Consider the following 18,180-nt stretch of genomic DNA (forward strand, 5'->3'; position numbering starts at 1 on the left):
TTAGGTCTTGGGCGGGTGTGCAGCATCCGCACGACCATCACCATCACCACCCCCTGGGGGTTTGTTCATCATGCGTCGACGCACCGTGCTCGCCGCCGCGCTCAGCGCCGGCGCCGCGCTGACTCTGTCCGCCTGCGGCAGTGGCGCCGGAACCGAGGCCGGGAGTGGGGCCGAACCCGTTGTCTCCGTGGAGGCCACCGCGGGCGCGGAGAAGGCCGCGACTATCCTGGACCAGCCGTTCGCCAAGCCGGAGCTGGTCCTCACCGACACCCACGGCGAGAAGTTCGACCTGCGCGAGGAGACCGGGGGCAAGCTCACGCTGCTGTACTTCGGCTACACCCACTGCCCGGACGCCTGCCCTCTGACCGTAAGCAACCTCGCCCTCGCCTACAAAGACCTGCCCAAGGCCGACCAGGACAAGCTGCGGTTCGTGTTCGTCACCACCGACCCCGAGCGCGACACGCCCGAGGAACTGGGCAAGTGGCTGCGCAGCGCCGGGAACCCGGACTTCATCGGGCTCAGCGGGGACTACAAGACCGTCGAGGCCGCCGCCCGCAGCGTGGGCGTGGGCATGGCGCCACCCGTGAAGAGTAAGGACGGCAAGGTCACCGCCACGCACGGCAAGACGGTCCTGGCCTTCTCCCCGAAGGACGACACGGCGCATGTCATCTACAGCGGCCAGGAAGCCACGGCGGAGGACTACGCCAAGGACCTGCCCAAGCTGATCAAGGGACAGCTTCCGTGACCGGTCGCCGCACCCCCGCGGCGCCCCTCGCCCTCATCGCCACCGGGGTGCTGGCCACCGTCCTCGCACTCGGCGTGACCACCGGGCTCGCAAGCCCCTTCGGGTCGCGCGGTCCCGACCTCGCCGTCTCCAGTGCGTTCATGCCACAGCCGGTGACGACAAAGATCGCGGGCGCCTACCTGACGGTGACCAACACCGGGGACGCCGCCGACGAACTCACCTCGGTCAACAGCGACCTCACCGCCGACATCACAATGCACCAGTCCGTCGGTGACGAGATGCGGCAGATGACATCCTTGGCGATCCCTGCCCACGGCAGTCTCGAACTGGCACGCGGCGGCAGCCACCTGATGCTCATGGGCCTGGACCGGAAGCCGGTCGAGGGCAACCGTGTCTCCGTGACGCTGCACTTCGCCAAGACCTCCGCGATCACGCTTGATATCCCGGTCGAGGCGCCCACCTTCAACCCGAAGCAGGACCACGCGCATGAGCAGTGACATCACCCGGCGTCGGCTGCTGGGCACCGTCGGCGCGGCAGGCGCCGCAGGCTTGGCGGTGGGGGCGAGCGGCGGTGCGCTCGGCGTCCGTGTCACCCAGGACGATCCGCCGACCGCCCTGGCCGCGGTCGGCTCCGCCACCGTCCCGTTCCACGGTCGGCACCAGGCGGGCATCACCACGCCCCTGCAGGCCCGCGGTCACCTGGTCGCCTTCGACCTCGCGCCAGGCGCGGACCGCAGGGCGGCCGCCGCGCTGCTACGACGCTGGTCCACGGCGGCGGAGAAGCTGACGGCCGGCGAGCCGGTGGGCGACGACACCGGCGTCGCACTGGACGCCGGCCCGTCCTCGCTGACCGTCACCTTCGGGTTCGGATCCAGCTTCTTCGACCGGACCGGCCTGGCCAAGCAGCGCCCGGAGGCGCTGGCGCCGTTGCCGGACTTCACCTCCGACGCTCTCGATCCAAAGCGCAGCAACGGGGATCTGTGGGTGCAGATCGGAGCGGACGACGGTCTGGTGGCCTTCCACGCACTGCGCGCCCTGCAGAAGGCAGCCGGGGACGCGGCCCGGGTGCGCTGGCAGATGAACGGCTTCAACCGCACCCCCGGCGCCACGAAGCAACCAATGACCGCTCGCAACCTGATGGGCCAGGTCGACGGCACCAACAACCCCAAACCCACGGACGAGGACTTCGACCGGAGGATCTTTGTCCCCGCCGACGGAAACCCGGGGTGGATGGCGCACGGTTCGTACGCCGTCGTACGCCGCATCCGTATGGTCCTGGACGACTGGGAACGGCTGTCCCTGACCGAGCAGGAGAAGGTCATCGGCCGTCGGAAGTCCGACGGTGCCCCGCTCTCTGGAGGCACCGAGACCACCCCTGTGGACCTGAACAAGACCGACGCTGCGGGCAACGCCCTGATCGCGGCCGATGCGCACGTGCGGACGTCGGCGCCGGAGACCAACGGCGGGGCGGCGATGCTGCGCCGCCCGTTCTCCTTCCACGACGGCATCGACGCAGATGGCGTGCCGGACGCGGGTCTGTTGTTCATCGCCTGGCAGGCCGACCCGCTCAAGGGTTTCGTGCAGGTCCAGCGCAAGCTCGACCGCGGGGACGCGCTCTCGGCGTTCATCCGCCACGAGGCCAGTGCGCTGTTCGCGGTCCCGGGCGGGGCGGCCAAGGGCGAGTACGTCGGTCAGCGGCTGCTGGAAGCCTGACCGCTCCGGGCTCACGAGTAGCCCGCCCCAGCCTTCCGCCATGGCAGGTAACAGCTGGGACTATCGAGGAGTGACGATGGATCACGGTGGCCACGGCACGCCGACGGATCTGCCGCCGTTCACGCTCGGGCGCGGGCTGGCCTTCACCGGCGAGCCGTTCTTCCTGTCGGCAAGCCTGCTGGTTCTGGTCCTGTACGGCTGGGGCGTGGCACGGTTGCACCGCCGCGGGGACGCCTGGCCGGCCCTGCGGACAGTGGCGTTCGTGCTGGGCGTGCTGACGGTGGTGCTGGTGATGTGCACCAGACTGAACGCGTACGGCATGGTGCTGTTCAGCGTCCACATGGTGCAGCACATGGTGCTCAGCATGCTGGTGCCGATCCTGCTCCTGCTGGGTGCCCCGGTGACGCTGGCGCTGCGGGCGCTGCCGGCCGCGGGCCGGGGGCGCACCGGCCCGCGCGAGCTGCTGGTGCGGCTGCTGCACAGCCGTTATGCACGCGTGATCACCCATCCGGCGTTCACGGTGCCGCTGTTCATCGCCAGCCTGTACGGGCTGTACTTCACGCCGCTGGTCGATGTCCTCATGGCCTCGAAGGCCGGACACATCGCCATGAACGCGCACTTCCTGGCGGCGGGGCTGGTCTTCTTCTGGCCGATCATCGGCGTGGACCCCGGTCCGCACCGGCCCGGCCATGTGATGCGGATGCTGGAACTGTTCGCGGGCATGCCGTTCCACGCGTTCTTCGGCATCGCCCTGATGATGGCCTCCACACCGATGATCGACACCTACGCGGACCCGCCGGCCTCGCTGGGCGTCTCGGCATTGACCGACCAGAACGCGGCGGGCGGCATCGCCTGGGCATTCAGTGAGGTCCCGTCCGTGCTGGTGCTGATCGCCCTGTTGTTCCAGTGGCACGGCTCCGAGCAGCGCCAGGCCCGTCGGCACGACCGCCAGGCCGACCGGGACGGGGACCGGGAACTGGCCGCGTACAACGCCTATCTCGCATCACTCCACTCCCGGCGATGACTGGCGGCGGATGCGAGCCGCCGGGCGTGACGACCGCCCGCGGACAGAGCAGCCGGTGCACGGCGACTCGTCCTCTCGCGTCGGCTACGTCCGGCTGCTGGTGCCGCGGTCGGCCCACACGCCGTGCGGAGCAAGCATCTCGCCGGGAGTATGGTCTGGTCCGGATAGGGACGTCAGCACGGACTTGTCTGCCGAGTGGACCACCATCGCCTCGACCCCCCACAGGTGAGGAGAGCAATGTCAAAAGCCGGAGCTCCTCCCGCTGCCCAGGCCCGCGCACGGTGGATCCCTGATGTCCGGCTCAGCTGGGAGACACGGAACGTTCGATGGTGGCTCTGGTGCGCGGCCGGGACCGTGGTGGTCGTGGCCGGGACGGCGATGGCGGTGTGGGGCATGTTTCCCGTGGACCTGCACGGGCCCGGTCATTTCGCTGGGATCATGGCCCCGACGTGTGGCCTCACCCGCTCGGTTGTGTCGGTCTTTCGCGGTGATCTGGCGATGGCCTGGCGCTACAACCCGCTCGGGCTGCTCATCGCGTTCAGCGCCGTTGCCGCTCTCGCCCGCCTGGCGGCCGGGGCTGTCACGGGCCGCTGGCCGGTGCTGCGCATCCGGCCGGGCCGAGCGGGATGGATCATCCTCGCCCTCGCCCTGGTAGCGCTGGAAATCCGTCAGCAGAGCCAGGCGGACCTGCTGATGACCACGGGACTGCGCTGACCGCACCCGCATCATGAGTCCGGCCGAGCCTGGCCACTCACTCTGGAGCGGGCGGCGTACTTTCGACGCCGCCGAACACGCTGACGCCCGCGCGGTCTCAGCCCGCGACCTGACTGACATTGGCCGACCCCGCGCCGTGAGCGTCCGCTTCACCGGCGCCTTTGTGCTCAGGAAGCCGGGTTCGAGCGGGTGCGGAGCATGGACCGTATCAGCCTGGCCGCAGCGCTCTTCACCGATGGTGACGCCGAGCAGGCAGCGGCAGCGGTCCATTAGGCGCTGGACGACACCGCCCGCCTCGACTCCACGTTGGTCGCCCCTCGGCTGAACACGATGGTGGACGCCGCCCACTCGTAGAAGACCGCCGCCATGGAAGAGGACCGCACCCGAGCGCCGCCTCCCGTCCGACGACGGTCGCGGCCTGAGTGAGCATCGAGAGCCATTGGGCAGGCATTACCGGCCGAGACTACTGGACCAGCCGTTCCGCGTGTCGACGGCAGCGGCCCGCTCGCCTTGTACGAGCGAAGGCGCAAGGCGCCGATGGAGGTCGGGCGACGGCGCGACCGCTGAACGGCGGTGGCGGCTACCTCCGCCCTGGTGAGCCGCGAGCCCTTGAGGACAGCCCGGCACCGAGGCCACGGCTGAGTAGGCACGACTGGACGCCGCCCGGCAGCCGGGTCCGCGTCCGGCCGATGGCCACCCCGGGCCCTTTCTGGCCGGGAACGGACATCGTTGCTCCTCACGGGTTCTCCCTGGACATGCCCCCGTCCGCGCCGCTACCGGGAACTCCGTGTGTGACACGCTCCACGTCGCAGTACATCGACCTGGCCCGGTAGCTGCCGGGTGACCGTGGCCTGGGACCTCGGCGTGGTCAGTACCCCGACTACGGGAAGGCTTCAAGGGCCGCCGTGTCCGTTCACGACCGCGTCGGCCTCTGGTCACGACCCCGCCTCACACAGTAAGGGTCTCAGCCGCCGTCACGCATGGCGCGGTCATGGGGGAAGAGCTGGTCGCGCAGCGCGGGTCTGCGCACCTTCCACGTCGCGGTGGTGGGGAGCTGATTCCAGCTCAGTACCAACGGAGTTCCCAAGCCGGGGATGTCGGAAGTGGCCGCGGCCCAGCGTGCAGGATCCAACGGCTGGTCGCCCCGGGTGGTCACGACCACGGCCGGGCGGCCTGCCGGGTCGGCCAGGATCACGAGCTCCTCCAGCTCCTCGAGACGAGCGAGAACGATGTCCTCCCAGGCCAGGTAGTCCGGGATGGCGTCCACCGCGTCGACGGCACGGCCTTGTAGGCGCACCGCTCCGTCGATCCGGCGTGACCCGAGGTCACCGGTGCGCCACCAGCCGTCGTGCCATCCCTGCGCCGTCCGCTCGGGTTCGCCCAGGTAGCCGGCGAACAGACCCGGGCCGCGCATCTCAATCGCGCCGCTGCGGCCGGGACGCCGAAGCACTGAGCCGGTGGTCGGATCGACCAGGCGTACCCGATTGAATGCCAGGGCGGGCCAGCCGACATGGCGCGCGTCGCCGGCGTGTCGTCGGGAGAGGCGGAAGCTCAGTGCGATCGCGCCGGTCTCACTCTGTGCGTATGCCTGCGCGTACACCGGTAGGCGTCGGCGTGAGGAAGCCAGCATTCGGTGGATGGTCCGTGGATGGGCCGCGTCGAACGTCGACAGGAAGATCCGGACATTCGCGAGCGGGGCGGCCGGGTCCTCGGCGAGTGCTTCCCAGCGGGTGAAGACGTTGGGGAAGGTCTCGATGAGCGTTGGCCGGTGCCGTGCCATCAGCGGGGCTGCCGAGGCCGGGTCGGGATCGACCATCGCCAGGTGGGGAAGGCCGAGCGCCGCGATGGTCGCCAGCCCTGACAGGGTCCGTGCGTGCGCCGTCGTCAGGCAGGTGGCGATGACGTCGCGGCGGCCCAGTAGGACGCGTCCGCCGAGAACCTGCACGAGTGACTGTCCGGCCAGGCTTGCGCCGCTGTGGGAGATCAGCTTCGGCACTCCGGTGGTGCCGGAGGTGTGGGTGATGGCCACGAGCTCGTGATCGGCTCGGGGCGCCGCCGGCGGGACGCGGTGCCCGCGGTACTGATCCAGTGTGGTTCCGCCGGCGTCGGAGCCGTCCACACTGATCAGGCGTCGGGTCAGTCCGGGTGAGGCGAGGCTGTGCCTGATGATCGCCGCGTCATCGGCGATGGTCATTGGGTTGCCCAGCCGGTGCAGGAGGACGCGAATGGTGCCGGGCTCGAAGTCAGGCGCGAGCAACGCGGGTACGGCGCCGAGCCGCGCGGCCGCCTGTGCCAGTGCTATCACGTCGATGTTGTGCGCTTTGACGATCGCCAGCACGTCCCCCCGGGCCAGTCCAGCCTCATGCAGCGATCCAGAGGTCTCGACGACGAGTTCGGAGAAGGACGCGTAGTCGGTGTCGACGCCGAGTCCGGGCGCGATGCGCAATGGACGATCCAGCCGCAGCGGGACGCGACCGTGCGTCTCAGCGGCGGCCTCCGCGAGGAGTCCCCAGGGCGCGCAGCCCGCGCCCCAGGTGCGCCGGCGTCCGGCCGGACTCGCCAGCCACCGCCCGAGGCCCGTCATGGTGAAGCCTTGTCGGTCGGCGCGCCGGGCGCCAGCGGCGTCCGACGCCGCAGCGCCCCCGCGTTCCGCCAACGAGGTTCCCAGGGCATCCGCAGGAACCGGTGGAGCGGGCAGTGGCCGATCAACCCGCTCACCACAAGATCGACAACTGCGAGGCCGCTCAGCACCGCCAGGCCCACTCGCCAGCCGCCGACCGTGTCGGGCAGGACCAACGCGGCGATCACCGCGATGGTCAGCCCCGCTGCGACTCGTACCACCTGCTCCGCCCGGGACATGTTCACCGGCAGGTACCGCCGCCATCCTGTCGTCGCGACCGATACACGCGCGCCCGCCCCGCTCGTCGCAGTCGGCGCGCCCGGGTGCCCTTGGCGCCGCCGCAGCCGGGCCAGCTCGACTCGTGCGTGCCGCAACTGCGAGTCCAGCTCAGCGGCCGCGACTTCTGAGCGCGCGGCAGGCGAGCCGCGGCCTCCTCGTGCGGGAGCCGGCGTCATCGGGACCACTTCGGCACCCGACGAGCGTCGTTCTCAGCGGCCCGGAGCTGATCGATCTCAGCCTCAAGGCGCACCAGCTCCGCCTGTTTGGCCGACTCGGCCTTCGTCCTGCCGGGCTGGCCCGTCGGTGTCTGCTGCGACCCGCCGTCACGGCGGCGCGAGAACCACATCATGACACCCATGATCAGCGGACACGCCACGAGGCACAGCACGAGCAGGGTGCCGCCGCTCGCCAGGCCACCGCCCGCCGCTGCAAGGAGATTCGTCATGTCCCCTGCCCTTCTTCACCTGGCATTGCGCCTGGCGATGTCTGTGTTGACTGGCGCAGCCCCGATACGCCGGTGCCCGCTCGTTCTGAGTGGTCCCAGGGACGCGCGCCGGTGTGTCCGGCGAACGAACCCGACTTGTCAGCAATGCTGACCCAATGCCGTGAAGGGGTGATGAAGGCCCTATACGCGTTCGATGTGGACCCTGGGTCGACGGCCTCTGCTGCTGGACGACGGCTCCGGCTGCGGGACCGGTCAGAGCGGGTGGGTAATCGGCGGGACGGCTTGGAAGAAGATGCTGCCGACGCGGAAGCCTGCGAAGAGGGTGAAGACGGTCCAGTCCTGTGGCCTGACCACGGTTCGGCTATTGTGCGGGCCCGTTCTCGTATAGAGAACCGCCGTTAGCGCCCCCACGGAACAGGCGTTGAGCCCCGGGTGCCGCTGATCGACGATGCTGATCGCATAGCGTCAGCTCGCTTGCTCCACACATCCAGCAAGGTACGACGTCCTCCGGGCAGAAGCCCGGTGACCGTCGCTCCAGCATCAGTCCTTGTGCCTCCGCCTCAGTGCTGCGACCGATGCCGCCGGGGCCCGGACGGCCCGCCCACTGGGTCCGCAGCGTGTCGTTGCCTGGTCTGCGGATCGGGTGCGGCGCAGGTGGTCATGCCTGCTCGGCGGCGATGTCCCTGATGATTGGGTAAAAGTCCCGGTACGTGAGGGGGCCGATGGACAAGGCGGCCACGCGGCCCTCCTTGTCCAGGACGTAGGTGGTGGGGACGGCGCGGGGCGCCATCTGTTTGAAACCGGTCACGGTGCGGCCGTCGGGGTCGAAGATGCTGGGATAGGCGATGCCGTAAGTGCGTTCGAAGGCTTTGGCTGCGGACTTGTTGTCGCGGATGTCGATGCCGAGGAAGCGCACCCCCAGCGGCTCGGTCTCCTTGTGCAGTTTGACCAGTTCGGGGGCTTCCTTGCGGCAGGGCGCGCACCAGGAGCCCCAGATGTTGATCACCAAGATCTGACCGCGTATGTCGGCGATGTCGACCTGATCGCCGTCCAGGGTGGTGCCCTTCAGGGTCGGGGTCACGGCACGCTCAGCGGGCTCGAAGTACTGCGAGGAACTGCCCTTCGCCGCCCCCAGAGCTCCGGCGCTGTCGTCTTTCTCCTGGGTGTCACATGCAGTGAGTGTCCCGGTGGCCAGGGCGAGCAGCCCGGTGACGGCCGCACGCCGCGAGGGTCCCGTCCGGCGGGTGCCGACGGGGGACCGTCGCGGGCGTATGTCGGAGATGCCGTTCAGTGTGAATCGTCCTTCTGGAGCCGGATCGCGTCGGTGGACTGATCGGCGGCTCGGAGGTCCAGCTCGTGGTGGAGCAGCTGGACCTCTTCGCGCAGCCGCTTGATCTCCGTGTCCGTTCTGTCGGGCACGGAGGTCCGCGCGGCGTCGCCGGGACCGGTGGTGGAGTGGCAGTTCGCCTGCCCGGCCTGGGACTGCTGCGGCATCATGTGGCAGCCGCGGCCCTGTCGCATGGGCCGGACGCAGAAGACGTAGGTCAGTGTGATTGCCGCCGCGGCGAACAGCGGCGGCAGGATGGTGTCGATCATCGCGTGCTCTCCTGGGCCGGCGCGTCCGGCCGGCTGTCGACCTTGGCGCGCAGGCTGGCGACCTCCTTGCGCAGAAAGTCGAGTTCCTGCTGGCGCGGATCCTGGCCGCTGGAGCCCATGGTCTTGTTCTGCTGGGGCGGGGTGGCACCCGGCTGGCGGCTGCCCTTCATCATGAACCACATCATCGCGCCCATGCCGACAGGGCAGGCCAGCACGGCCAGAAGGTAGAAGAAGTCCATCGTGATCTCCTTGACTAGTTACGGGGTCGGGTTGTTGCGGCTGTGGGGCGTCGCCGCTTTGAGGGCGCGGCGCAGGCGGCGCTCGGAGACGCGGCCGTAGGAGAACGGCTCGCCGTTAAGGAGGATGCCGGGGGCGAAGAGCACTCCGGCCTCGGCTCCGAGGCGCCGGCCTTCCTCGCTGGTCAGGTCGATCTCGGTGATGTCCAGGGGGTGGTCGGCGCCGACCTTGGCCAGGACGGTCTTGGCGTGGTCGCAGAAGGCGCAGTCCGCCTGGGTGAGCAGCGTGATCCGGTGCTGGACGGACGAGTCGGTCATGTCTGCCGCCCCGCCTTCAGGTCGGCCAGCAGCTTGTCGACCTTGACATACATGGTGTAGTCGGGGGCACCGCCGTAGTCCGCGCGCCACTGGATCTTCCCGTCGGGGCCGACCAGGATGAAGCTGTGGCCGTTTGTAGAACCGCCCATCATCCCGTACTGGTTGGTGGTGTACTCCTTGGAAACCTTCAGGTCGGGATCGGAGAGCACCGGGGACTTGATGCCGTCGTCCTTGACCTTGCGTTTGGTCAGGTCGGCCGGGTCCGTGGTGATGGAGAGCATGGTGTCGACGCCGAGACCCTCCACCTTTTTCCATGCCTTGTCCAGGTCGACGATCTGGTCCCAGCACGGCTGGCAGCCGCCGCCTTCGTGGAAGTACAGCAGCACGGTCTCACCGCGGTGGGCGGACAGCTTCTCCTTGCCGCCTGCGCTGGAGGCCAGGTTGAAGTCGGGGGCGGTCTTGCCGATGCCGGGCTTGCCGACGTCGTAGCTGACGTTCTGTGCAGCCTGCTCGGCCTGGTTGAAAACGGCATACAGTCCCCCGGTGACGGCGACCACCACCGCGGTGACCAGAGCGGTACGGCGCAGCCGCCGGTTGCGGCGCACCCGCTGCTCTTCCGCCTCGCGCAGCCTGTTTGCCTTCTCGCGCCGGGCGGCCTTGGTGCCGGGCTTGGCGCCGGCCTTGGTGTCAGCGGCCATGGGTACGGGCCTCCATTGGGGTCGTGTCGTGGGGGGTGGCGGATGCGGCGGTGATCTGGGCGGAGTCGGCCGTGGATACCTCGGAGCCGGCGCAGCAGGAGGGATCCGTGGCCCCGGAAGCGGGGGTGGCGGACCCCTCGGCGTCGCCGGTGCCGGAGCCCTCGGCGGGCCGCAGCGCGCGGCGGATCAGCAGCGCCAGCACCGCCACCGCGACCAGCCCCACGGCCCAGCCGGGCACCCAGGACAGCGCGTCGGTGATCCGGGAGGCGTAATGGTCCAGGTCGGCCGAGAGCCGCAGTCGCCAGCCCGAGGCGGACATGTCCGATCCGCTGAACCCGAGTGCCACCGTCAGCACGCCCATGGCCACCAGCAGGCCACCCGCAAGGAGGTCGCCCAGTGGCACGGTGCGCTGCCAGGCCCCGGCCCGCAGCCGCACCCGGCGGTTCTGCAGCACCCGGGCTGGCCCTCGGTGCCCGCGCTCCCAGGCCAGGGCGATGACCACCAGCGGGGCGACCATGCCCAGCACGTAGACGAACCCGACGCTCAACGCCGCCAGGAAGGAGCCGCTGGCCCCCGACAGCACCACGACACCGGCGAGCACCGGCGCGCAGCAGGCGCTGGCGATGCCGGAGAACGCCCCGAGCCCGTAGGCGGCCTTGAAGCCACCTCCCTGCCGCGGAGTACCCCCGGACGGCATCGGCAGCTTCGGCTTCCACCCGGCCAGCACGGCGAGGCCGCCGGCCAACATGAGTAGCCCACCGGTCAGGTAGATCCACAGGTGGTACCGCTGGAAGACGGAGGAGAGGGCGGTGGCACCCAGTCCGATGGGGACGATGATGGTGGCCACTCCGGCGCCGAAGGCCAGTGTGCCCGCCACCACGCGGCCGCGGGAGCGGAAGCCGGTGGCGAAGTACGCCGGCAGCATCACCGAGATACAGCACGGCGCCAGCAGTGCCACCATTCCGCCGAGGAACGACGCCAGCAGCGTCGTCCCGAACAACAGCTCGCCCATCAACAGGCCCTTTCCGGCAGCTCACGGGCCATGCCGCCCGCAATCACCTATGCAGCTTCGGACCTAAGTTACATAGGAGATAGGGTGCGTGTCGACCCGCTTCCCCCGATCGGCCCCGACGGCATCCCGGCGAGCCCGGGTGCGCCCGGGCTCGCACCCCACCGAAAGGCAGCGTCTTGTCCGTCGATATCAGCCAGGTGGTCGGCTCCGGATCCCTGTTCCTGGCCGCGCCCATCGCGCTCGCCGCGGGAGCGATAACCGTCGCCTCCCCGTGCTGTCTGCCCCTGGTCCCGGGCTACCTCTCGTACACCACCGGCATGACCGCCGCCGACGCGCACGAGGCCCAGAACGCCCCGGCCGGCCGAGCCCGGGGCCGTGCCCTGCTGGGCACGGCCCTGTTCATCCTCGGCTTCGCCGCTGTGTTCACCGCCTACGGCGCGCTCTTCGGCTCGGTCAGCACCCTGCTGCTGGCCCACCAGGACACCGTCATCCGCGTCCTGGGCGTGTTCACCATCCTGCTCGGCCTGATGTTCATGGGCGTCCTGGAGCGCGTTCCGCTGCTCTCTCGCACCTTCAAGCCGCGCTTCGCCCCGCGCGCCGGGCTCACCAGCGCGCCGTTCATGGGGGTGATGTTCGGCATCGGCTGGACACCCTGCATCGGCCCCACCCTCGCCGCCGTGCTCTCCCTCTCCATCACCACCGGCTCCGCCGGCCGCGGCGCCTTCCTGGCCTTCCTCTACGCCGTCGGCGTCGGCATACCGTTCCTGCTGTTCACCCTCGCCCTCGGCAAATCCCTGCGCGCCTTCGCCTTCCTCCGCCGCCACACCCGCGCCATGCTGCTCATCGGCGGCGCACTGCTGGTGGCCGTCGGCATCGCTCAGGTCTCCGGTCTGTGGAGCTGGATGATCTACGAGATGCAGACCTGGGTCAACGGCTACGAACTCCCGCTGTGACCCCGCCGCCGCGGCCGGACGTATCACTCGCAGGGTGCCGCCGGACGGCAGTGCGCGTGCGGCGGCCCTCCGCCCGAAACGCGATCACCGCTGGCGCGGCCCCGGTCTCGGTTCCCGGGCGGCTCCAGCACCGAGGAGAGGGTGACTCCGCCCCCTCTCGTACCACTTGGTGGCCGTCGGCCGGATTCGCCAACGTCATCCGGACACAGGTCGGGGGCCGGTGGGAGTACCCCGGTCCAGGGCCTCGGGGCATCGTTCAGGCTTGCCCACAAGAGCATCTCGCGCCGTCGCCGTCCGCGCCGGCGTCCGATGGGAAGCGTGCAACGCGGCGCAGCAGTCGCTCCGCTCAGCCGTCCGGGCGGGATCGCTGAGCGAGGCGGCGCAGCACTTCTCACGGCACGTCTCATCATTGGCGGTCTGTGCCAATGTGCCGTACCCGCACACGTTCTTGAGGGTTGGCCGTGGCTGATTTCCCTGTACGGGTGGAGTTCTGCTCCCACCGGGGAGCGGGCGTGCTTCCGCGACGCCCCCTGATGCTCCAGGGTCCGCCCGGCAGTGGGCGAAGCGGAGGTGAGTCGTGGAAAACCTGGGTTGGTGCCGGAAGTCGCCGTCGGTCAGGTATGCACGGAGCGGAGCAAGTCCGCTTACGGCAGTGTGGGCTGGATTGGAGTCACGGTCGCCAAGACGGCACCGTGCCCGGCGGGCAGCCGCAGGCGCTGACGTTCACCAAGCGGCTTCCCGTCACCCAGGCAGCCGACCACTGAACCGCACCAGGCTTGGACGGGCCCAGGTAGGCTGCCGCGCTCCGGCACATGTGAGGGAGACATTCATGAGCCTCCATAGGAACCAGGACGCGCGAGTCCGGCGGTCTTGGAACCGCGACGCGCGCTGGTACGACGGCTGCATGCACCCGTACGACCGGCTGCTGGTCGGCGACGGGCGGGCTTGGGTGTGTGGTCAGGCGAGCGGCAGGGTGCTGGAGGTGGCGGTCGGCACTGGGCGGAACCTGCCGTACTACCCGGCCGGAACGGAAGTGTTCGGCGTCGACCTGTGCCCGGAGATGCTGGAGCGGGCCCGCCCGGGCGGGGCCGCCTCCGCCGCGGCGGTGAAGCTCGTGGAGGGATCAGCCGCAGCGCTGCCGTTCCCGGATGCCTGCTTCGACACGGTGGTGTGCGTGCTGGCGCTGTGCTGCATGTCCGACGACCGGGCCGCGGTGCGGGAGATGCACCGGGTGTTGCGGCCGGGCGGGCGTCTGCTGCTGCTCGACCACATTCCCGGCTCCCGCTTGCCGGTTCGCGTCCTCCAGCGCATGGCCTTACCGGTGCTGAGGCTTCTTTCCAGCGCCTACCACCTGTGCAGGCCACTGCTCTTGGCGGAGGAGGCGGGCTTCACCGTGATCCGCCGGGAGCGGTACTGCCTGGGCATGGTCGAGCGCCTCACAGCCGTCAAAAAACCTGCACACGCCTGACGAGCGCACCGCGTCGGGGGATGAAACGCGACCCGTCGACCTGCCGCAGCACCCGGCTCGACGTCGGGAGCCGGATTCTCAATTCGCCTCGGTGTTCGCCTCGGCGCTCAGTTCAGCGCGCTGCCCGCCTTCCAGGTCTTCCAGTCGACGTTCCAGTCCCCGTAGCCGTTGTTCGTGGCGACGGTGTCCTCGGCGGAGTTGACGACGGTCACGGGATCCCCGAGTCCGACACGGTCGTAGAACCACTTGGCGTCCTGGGTGCTCATGCCGACGCAGCCGTGACTGGAGTTGACCTTGCCGAACAGGCCCTCGTTCCACGGCGCGGCATGGGCGTAGGTGCCGGACGGGGTGAGCTGGACGTTCCACCTGACCTCGCCGATGTCGTACGCCTCGGGACCGAATATGCCGACCGTGCGGGAGTCCATCCGGAGGGTGGGCACCTTGCTGAGGACCACCATGGTGCCGCTCCAGGTGTCGAAGCCCGGCTTGCCGTTGGAGACGGGCAAGGTCCTGACGACCTTGCCGTTCTCGGCGACCGTCATGGTCTTCTTCTCCACATCGACGGTGCTGACCACCGACTTGCCGACCGTGAAGTGGACGACCCGCTGCTGGGTGCCCAGTACCCCGCCGCCCGCGTCCACGCCGGACAGCGACATGCGCAGGGTCACCTTGGTACCGGGCTTCCAGAACTCCTTGGGCCGGTAGTCGATCCGGTCCTTGCCATTGCGGTCCTTCATCCAGCTCCATGCCCCCTCGACCGCGGGGCTGGCGGTGACGGTGAGCCCGCGCTCGACGGCCGCCTTGTCCTCGATGGGCTTGTTGAAGGTGATGGACACCGGCATGGCCACGCCGACCGTGGTGCCCTTGTTCGGGCTGTACTCGCCGACGAAGGTGTCCCTCGCCTTGGCGGTGGTGAGGGTGCTGCGCTCGGTCACCTCCTTGCCGTCCGCTCCCTGGGCGCGCGCGACCACGGTGTACTCGGTGCCGGGGGCGAGCAGGGCGGAGGAGGTCCAGCTGCGCTTGTCCTTCGACAGCGCCCCGGCGAACGCGTCGGTGTCCGCCGCGCTCACCTTCACCTCGGAGAGCTTTCCGTCCTCGGCGCGCACCGTCACCTTGCCGCCGGGTGCTACCGGGGCACCCTCCGCCGCCGGTTCTATGGCGATCTTCACGGGCCCGACCTTCGCCCCGGCCGTGTTCTTCGCGTCACCCACCGTTGCGGTGTCGGCGTTAGAGCCTGCCGAGCCTGTGCATGCGGCAAGGACCATGGCCGCGGCCGCGATCAGTGCGGCGACACGGAGCGGCCTGCGGTGAGCGCCCCTCTTCCCGGCGCCGGGGCGCTCCGCCAGCTTTCGTCGCATGAGTAGACCCTCCGTCGACAAAATTCCTAGGTTCTTTAGGTGACGACGGTATCCCATGGCCGGTTCCCCGCCCAGGGTGTCCTTCGCCGCACTCCACACGTCGGGGGGTGGGGTCAGTACGGCGCACTGCCCATGCCACACTCTCCCCGTGTCCCCTAATGAACTTCGGAGTAGTGTGGGGTGGCCCGGCCCACAGTCAGCGGGTACGGCCCGGCGAAGCCGCCGGTACCTGCTGGCGACCGGCGCGGCCCTGGTATTCACCGGATGCACCGCGGCGGAGGGAGGCCCGGACCGTTCCTCCGGCTCGGGCGGACCCTCCGGCGCCTGGTCGGAGTCCCCCGCAGGCACCGGGGGGATCACCGCGATTCCGGCCGGGCGGCGCCCAGCGGCCCCGGACATCTCCGGCAAGAGCCTGGACGGCGAGCCGCTGCAGCTGTCCGACTACCGCGGCCAGGTCGTGCTGCTCAACGTGTGGGGCTCCTGGTGCGAGCCGTGCAAGGCCGAGGCACCGCACCTGGCCCGAGCCTACGAAGCGACCCGGGACCAGGGCGTGGAGTTCCTCGGCATCAACACCCGCGACATGTCAGTCGGTCCCGCGAAGGCGTTCGAGCGGCGCTACGGCATCACCTATCCCAGCTTCTACGACCCCCGAGGAGAGCTGGTGCTGCGCTTCAAGGGACACCTGCTGCCGCAGGCCATCCCGTCCACGGTGGTGATCGACCGTCAGGGGCGCATCGCCGCACGGGCCCTGAAGGCGCTGAGCGAACGGGAGATCCTTTCCATGCTGACCCCCGTCATCGCGGAAGGCCGGTGAACCCCGTGCACACCTCGCACAACTCGACCCACGCCGGCACCGAGCGCCCCGACAACAGTGCTCACCCCCCGCAGGAGCTCTTCGAAACACCGACCACGGACCCGTCCCGGGAAATGTCCAGTGCGCCCAGGGACGAGACCGAAGCCCCCCTCGGCCCCCGGCTCGGCCCGCTCGGATGGCTGCGCTGGACCTGGCGGTCCCTCACCTCGATGCGCACGGCGCTGCTCCTGCTCCTGTTGCTGAGCCTGGCCGCGATCCCCGGCTCGCTGGTCCCGCAGGACTCCAGCCAGCCGTCCCAGGCCGCCGCCTTCCGCGCCGACAACCCCACCCTCGCCCCGATCTACGAGAAGCTGGGGCTGTTCGACGTCTACGCCTCCCCCTGGTTCGCCGCGGTCTACCTGCTGCTGTTCCTCTCCCTCGGCGGCTGCATCCTGCCTCGCTGCCTGCAGTTCGCCCGTACGCTGCGGGCCAGGCCGCCGGCCGCGCCCCGCCGCCTGGACCGCATGCCGCAGCACACCCGGTGGACCAGCCCCAACACCCCCACCGAGGCGCTGGAGGCGGCACGGCGGGCCCTGCGCCGACGGCGCTTCCGGCTGCGCGTGGAGAAGGCCGGCCCCGATGGGGCCGGGGGCGCTGTGGCGGGTGAGAAGGGATACCTGCGCGAGGCGGGCAACCTGCTGTTCCATCTCGCCCTGTTCGGGCTACTGGTGGCCCTGGCCGTCGGCGGCCTGTTCGGCTCGACCGGCCAGGCCGTCGTCGTAGAGGGTGACAGCTTCACCAACGCGCGCACCCAGTACGACGACTTCCAGCCGGGCAAGCTGGTCTCCGGCGACAGCCTTGAGCCGTTCGGCTTCCGTCTGGAGGACTTCACCGGCGATTACCAGCGCAGTGGACCGCAGCTCGGCACCCCGACCTTCTTCCAGGCCCGCGTGAAGGCCCGCGAGACCCTGGGCGGCCCCGAGCGCGAGGTCACCATCAAGGTGAACGACCCGATGGAGATCGGCGGGTCCAAGGTCTTCCTGGTCGGCCACGGCTACGCGCCCGTGGTGACCGTGCGGGACGGCAAGGGTGACGTCGCCTGGTCGGGGCCGGCGCCCTTCCTCCCGCAGGACGCCTTCGTCCGCTCCACCGGCGTGGTCAAGGTTCCCGACGCCCGCGACCGCGACGGCAAGCCCACCCAGCTCGGCTTCACCGGTTTGTTCCTGCCCACCGTAAACCTCACCGCGAACGGCTGGTCCTCCGTCTACCCCGGAGCCGAGGATCCGGTCCTCGTGCTGACCGCCTACCACGGCGACCTCGGCCTGGACACCGGTGTGCCGCAGAGCGTCTACCAGCTCGACACCAGCCGGATGACCCAGTTCAAGAAGAAGGACGGCTCCCCCGCCGCCAAGGCGCTGCGGCCCGGCGACAAGATGACCCTGCCCGACGGGGCGGGCTCGCTCACCTTCGACGGGCTCAAGGAATGGGCCAGCTTCCAGATCGCCCGCAACCCCAGCAACAGCACTGCCCTGTGGAGCTCGATCGCCGCCGGACTGGGCCTGACCGCCTCGCTGTTCATCCGACGGCGCCGCCTGTGGATCCGCATCCGCCCCGGCTCCGGCTCCGGCACGGGCAGCGAGATCGAGGTCGCCGGCCTGGACCGGTCGGCGTCCGCCCCGCTCGCCCAGGAAGTCGCCGACCTCAGCGCCGAGTTGCGCCACACGATCCCCGCGGCCGACGCCACCGCCTCACCGCACCAGGACCAAGACCGGAAGCAGAAGCAGGAGCAACCGTGAACCCGACTACCACCGCGGACCAGACGCTGGCACAGCTCAGCAACTGGCTCATCTACTCGGCGATCGCCGTCTACCTGCTGGCCTTCCTCGCCCACTGCGCCGAATGGGCCTTCGGCAGCCGCAGCCGCGTCGCCCGCCTCGCCGCCACGCACCAGTCGGGCGGCGCCAAGACCGCCCCCGACACGGCCGCCAAGGGACGTACGCAGTCCCGGACGGCCTCGGCCGTGAGCACCGCGGTACTGGACCGGCCCTCCACCCGCCGGACGGCCGAGGACGCCTCCGGGCCCGGCGACAGTCCGGCTGCCGTCGGCAGCGATCCGCGGTCCGATCTGCTCGGCCGGATCGGGGTCTCCCTGACCGCCCTGGCCTTCCTGCTCCACCTGGCCTCCGTGGCCACCCGCGCCTGGTCGGT

Annotated in this window: 19 protein-coding genes and 1 pseudogene; 10 read left to right on the plus strand and 10 right to left on the minus strand. The window is 70.0% G+C overall.

What is annotated here, in order from left to right; translation table 11 throughout:
- Nucleotides 1–70: 70 nt before the first annotated feature.
- From ABZ078_RS30535 to ABZ078_RS30555, 5 genes are all read left to right on the plus strand, one after another.
- The gene (locus ABZ078_RS30535) at nucleotides 71–745 is read left to right on the plus strand and encodes an SCO family protein (protein ID WP_356580530.1); all 675 of its coding nucleotides are present in this window, start codon (nucleotides 71–73) and stop codon (nucleotides 743–745) included.
- Nucleotides 742–1,242 (plus strand): copper chaperone PCu(A)C, encoded by a 501-nt coding sequence (locus ABZ078_RS30540; RefSeq protein ID WP_356580532.1) that lies wholly within the window; start codon nucleotides 742–744, stop codon nucleotides 1,240–1,242. Before ABZ078_RS30535 ends, ABZ078_RS30540 begins: the two co-directional genes overlap by 4 nt.
- Complete coding sequence (efeB, locus tag ABZ078_RS30545; RefSeq protein WP_356580534.1) at nucleotides 1,232–2,458, plus strand: iron uptake transporter deferrochelatase/peroxidase subunit; 1,227 nt, start codon at nucleotides 1,232–1,234, stop codon at nucleotides 2,456–2,458. Before ABZ078_RS30540 ends, efeB begins: the two co-directional genes overlap by 11 nt.
- 76 nt (nucleotides 2,459–2,534) lie before the next feature.
- Nucleotides 2,535–3,482: a cytochrome c oxidase assembly protein gene (locus tag ABZ078_RS30550; protein ID WP_356580574.1), complete on the plus strand. Its 948-nt coding sequence runs from the start codon at nucleotides 2,535–2,537 to the stop codon at nucleotides 3,480–3,482.
- A gap of 363 nt (nucleotides 3,483–3,845) precedes the next feature.
- Complete coding sequence (locus tag ABZ078_RS30555; protein WP_356580536.1) at nucleotides 3,846–4,196, plus strand: DUF2752 domain-containing protein; 351 nt, start codon at nucleotides 3,846–3,848, stop codon at nucleotides 4,194–4,196.
- 964 nt (nucleotides 4,197–5,160) lie between these two features.
- Here ABZ078_RS30555 and ABZ078_RS30560 read toward each other — a convergent pair.
- The 9 genes from ABZ078_RS30560 to ABZ078_RS30600 form a co-directional block, all read right to left on the minus strand.
- Entirely contained in the window at nucleotides 5,161–6,780 is a 1,620-nt protein-coding gene (locus ABZ078_RS30560; RefSeq protein WP_356580538.1) for an AMP-binding protein, read from the minus strand.
- Complete coding sequence (locus ABZ078_RS30565) at nucleotides 6,777–7,190, minus strand: DUF2892 domain-containing protein (protein ID WP_356580540.1); 414 nt, start codon at nucleotides 7,188–7,190, stop codon at nucleotides 6,777–6,779. Before ABZ078_RS30565 ends, ABZ078_RS30560 begins: the two co-directional genes overlap by 4 nt.
- 77 nt (nucleotides 7,191–7,267) lie before the next feature.
- Nucleotides 7,268–7,540, minus strand: coding sequence for a hypothetical protein (locus ABZ078_RS30570; RefSeq protein WP_356580542.1), 273 nt, complete (start codon nucleotides 7,538–7,540; stop codon nucleotides 7,268–7,270).
- Nucleotides 7,541–8,198: 658 nt separating this feature from the next.
- Nucleotides 8,199–8,621 carry a TlpA disulfide reductase family protein gene (locus tag ABZ078_RS30575; protein WP_356580544.1) on the minus strand — a complete coding sequence of 141 codons (423 nt, stop codon included), beginning with the start codon at nucleotides 8,619–8,621 and terminating at the stop codon, nucleotides 8,199–8,201.
- A 206-nt stretch (nucleotides 8,622–8,827) separates the two neighbouring features.
- A complete protein-coding gene (locus tag ABZ078_RS30580) occupies nucleotides 8,828–9,136 on the minus strand; it encodes a hypothetical protein (protein WP_356580546.1) in 309 nt (102 codons plus the stop codon).
- Nucleotides 9,133–9,375, minus strand: coding sequence for a hypothetical protein (locus tag ABZ078_RS30585; RefSeq protein WP_356580548.1), 243 nt, complete (start codon nucleotides 9,373–9,375; stop codon nucleotides 9,133–9,135). The genes ABZ078_RS30580 and ABZ078_RS30585 overlap by 4 nt, the downstream gene beginning before the upstream one ends.
- Nucleotides 9,376–9,393: 18 nt before the next feature.
- Entirely contained in the window at nucleotides 9,394–9,690 is a 297-nt protein-coding gene (locus ABZ078_RS30590) for a glutaredoxin family protein (RefSeq protein ID WP_356580550.1), read from the minus strand.
- Nucleotides 9,687–10,388 carry a peroxiredoxin family protein gene (locus ABZ078_RS30595; protein WP_356580552.1) on the minus strand — a complete coding sequence of 234 codons (702 nt, stop codon included), beginning with the start codon at nucleotides 10,386–10,388 and terminating at the stop codon, nucleotides 9,687–9,689. The genes ABZ078_RS30590 and ABZ078_RS30595 overlap by 4 nt, the downstream gene beginning before the upstream one ends.
- Nucleotides 10,378–11,400 carry a cytochrome c biogenesis CcdA family protein gene (locus ABZ078_RS30600; protein WP_356580554.1) on the minus strand — a complete coding sequence of 341 codons (1,023 nt, stop codon included), beginning with the start codon at nucleotides 11,398–11,400 and terminating at the stop codon, nucleotides 10,378–10,380. Before ABZ078_RS30600 ends, ABZ078_RS30595 begins: the two co-directional genes overlap by 11 nt.
- A 176-nt stretch (nucleotides 11,401–11,576) precedes the next feature.
- Here ABZ078_RS30600 and ABZ078_RS30605 point away from each other — a divergent pair, with 176 nt between their 5' ends.
- Together ABZ078_RS30605 and ABZ078_RS30610 are read left to right on the plus strand one after the other, a co-directional pair.
- Complete coding sequence (locus ABZ078_RS30605; RefSeq protein ID WP_356580556.1) at nucleotides 11,577–12,353, plus strand: cytochrome c biogenesis protein CcdA; 777 nt, start codon at nucleotides 11,577–11,579, stop codon at nucleotides 12,351–12,353.
- 829 nt (nucleotides 12,354–13,182) lie between these two features.
- Nucleotides 13,183–13,821, plus strand: coding sequence for a class I SAM-dependent methyltransferase (locus ABZ078_RS30610; RefSeq protein ID WP_356580558.1), 639 nt, complete (start codon nucleotides 13,183–13,185; stop codon nucleotides 13,819–13,821).
- A 107-nt stretch (nucleotides 13,822–13,928) separates the two neighbouring features.
- Here the strand turns inward: ABZ078_RS30610 and ABZ078_RS30615 are convergent, their stop codons facing one another.
- Nucleotides 13,929–15,032 carry an Ig-like domain-containing protein gene (locus tag ABZ078_RS30615; protein ID WP_356580560.1) on the minus strand — a complete coding sequence of 368 codons (1,104 nt, stop codon included), beginning with the start codon at nucleotides 15,030–15,032 and terminating at the stop codon, nucleotides 13,929–13,931.
- Between the two features lie 322 nt (nucleotides 15,033–15,354).
- Here ABZ078_RS30615 and ABZ078_RS30620 point away from each other — a divergent pair, with 322 nt between their 5' ends.
- The 3 genes and pseudogenes from ABZ078_RS30620 to ABZ078_RS30630 all read left to right on the plus strand — a co-directional run.
- Nucleotides 15,355–15,993: a TlpA disulfide reductase family protein gene (locus ABZ078_RS30620; RefSeq protein ID WP_356580562.1), complete on the plus strand. Its 639-nt coding sequence runs from the start codon at nucleotides 15,355–15,357 to the stop codon at nucleotides 15,991–15,993.
- A gap of 113 nt (nucleotides 15,994–16,106) precedes the next feature.
- Nucleotides 16,107–17,768, plus strand: a complete 1,662-nt coding sequence (locus tag ABZ078_RS30625) for a cytochrome c biogenesis protein ResB (RefSeq protein ID WP_356580564.1) — start codon at nucleotides 16,107–16,109, stop codon at nucleotides 17,766–17,768.
- Nucleotides 17,765–18,180: pseudogene (locus ABZ078_RS30630) on the plus strand (c-type cytochrome biogenesis protein CcsB); the annotation flags it as partial. The gene ABZ078_RS30625 and the pseudogene ABZ078_RS30630, both read left to right, overlap by 4 nt.

The sequence above is a fragment of the Streptomyces sp. NPDC006385 genome (assembly GCF_040612485.1).
In the GTDB taxonomy this organism is placed as follows: domain Bacteria; phylum Actinomycetota; class Actinomycetes; order Streptomycetales; family Streptomycetaceae; genus Streptomyces.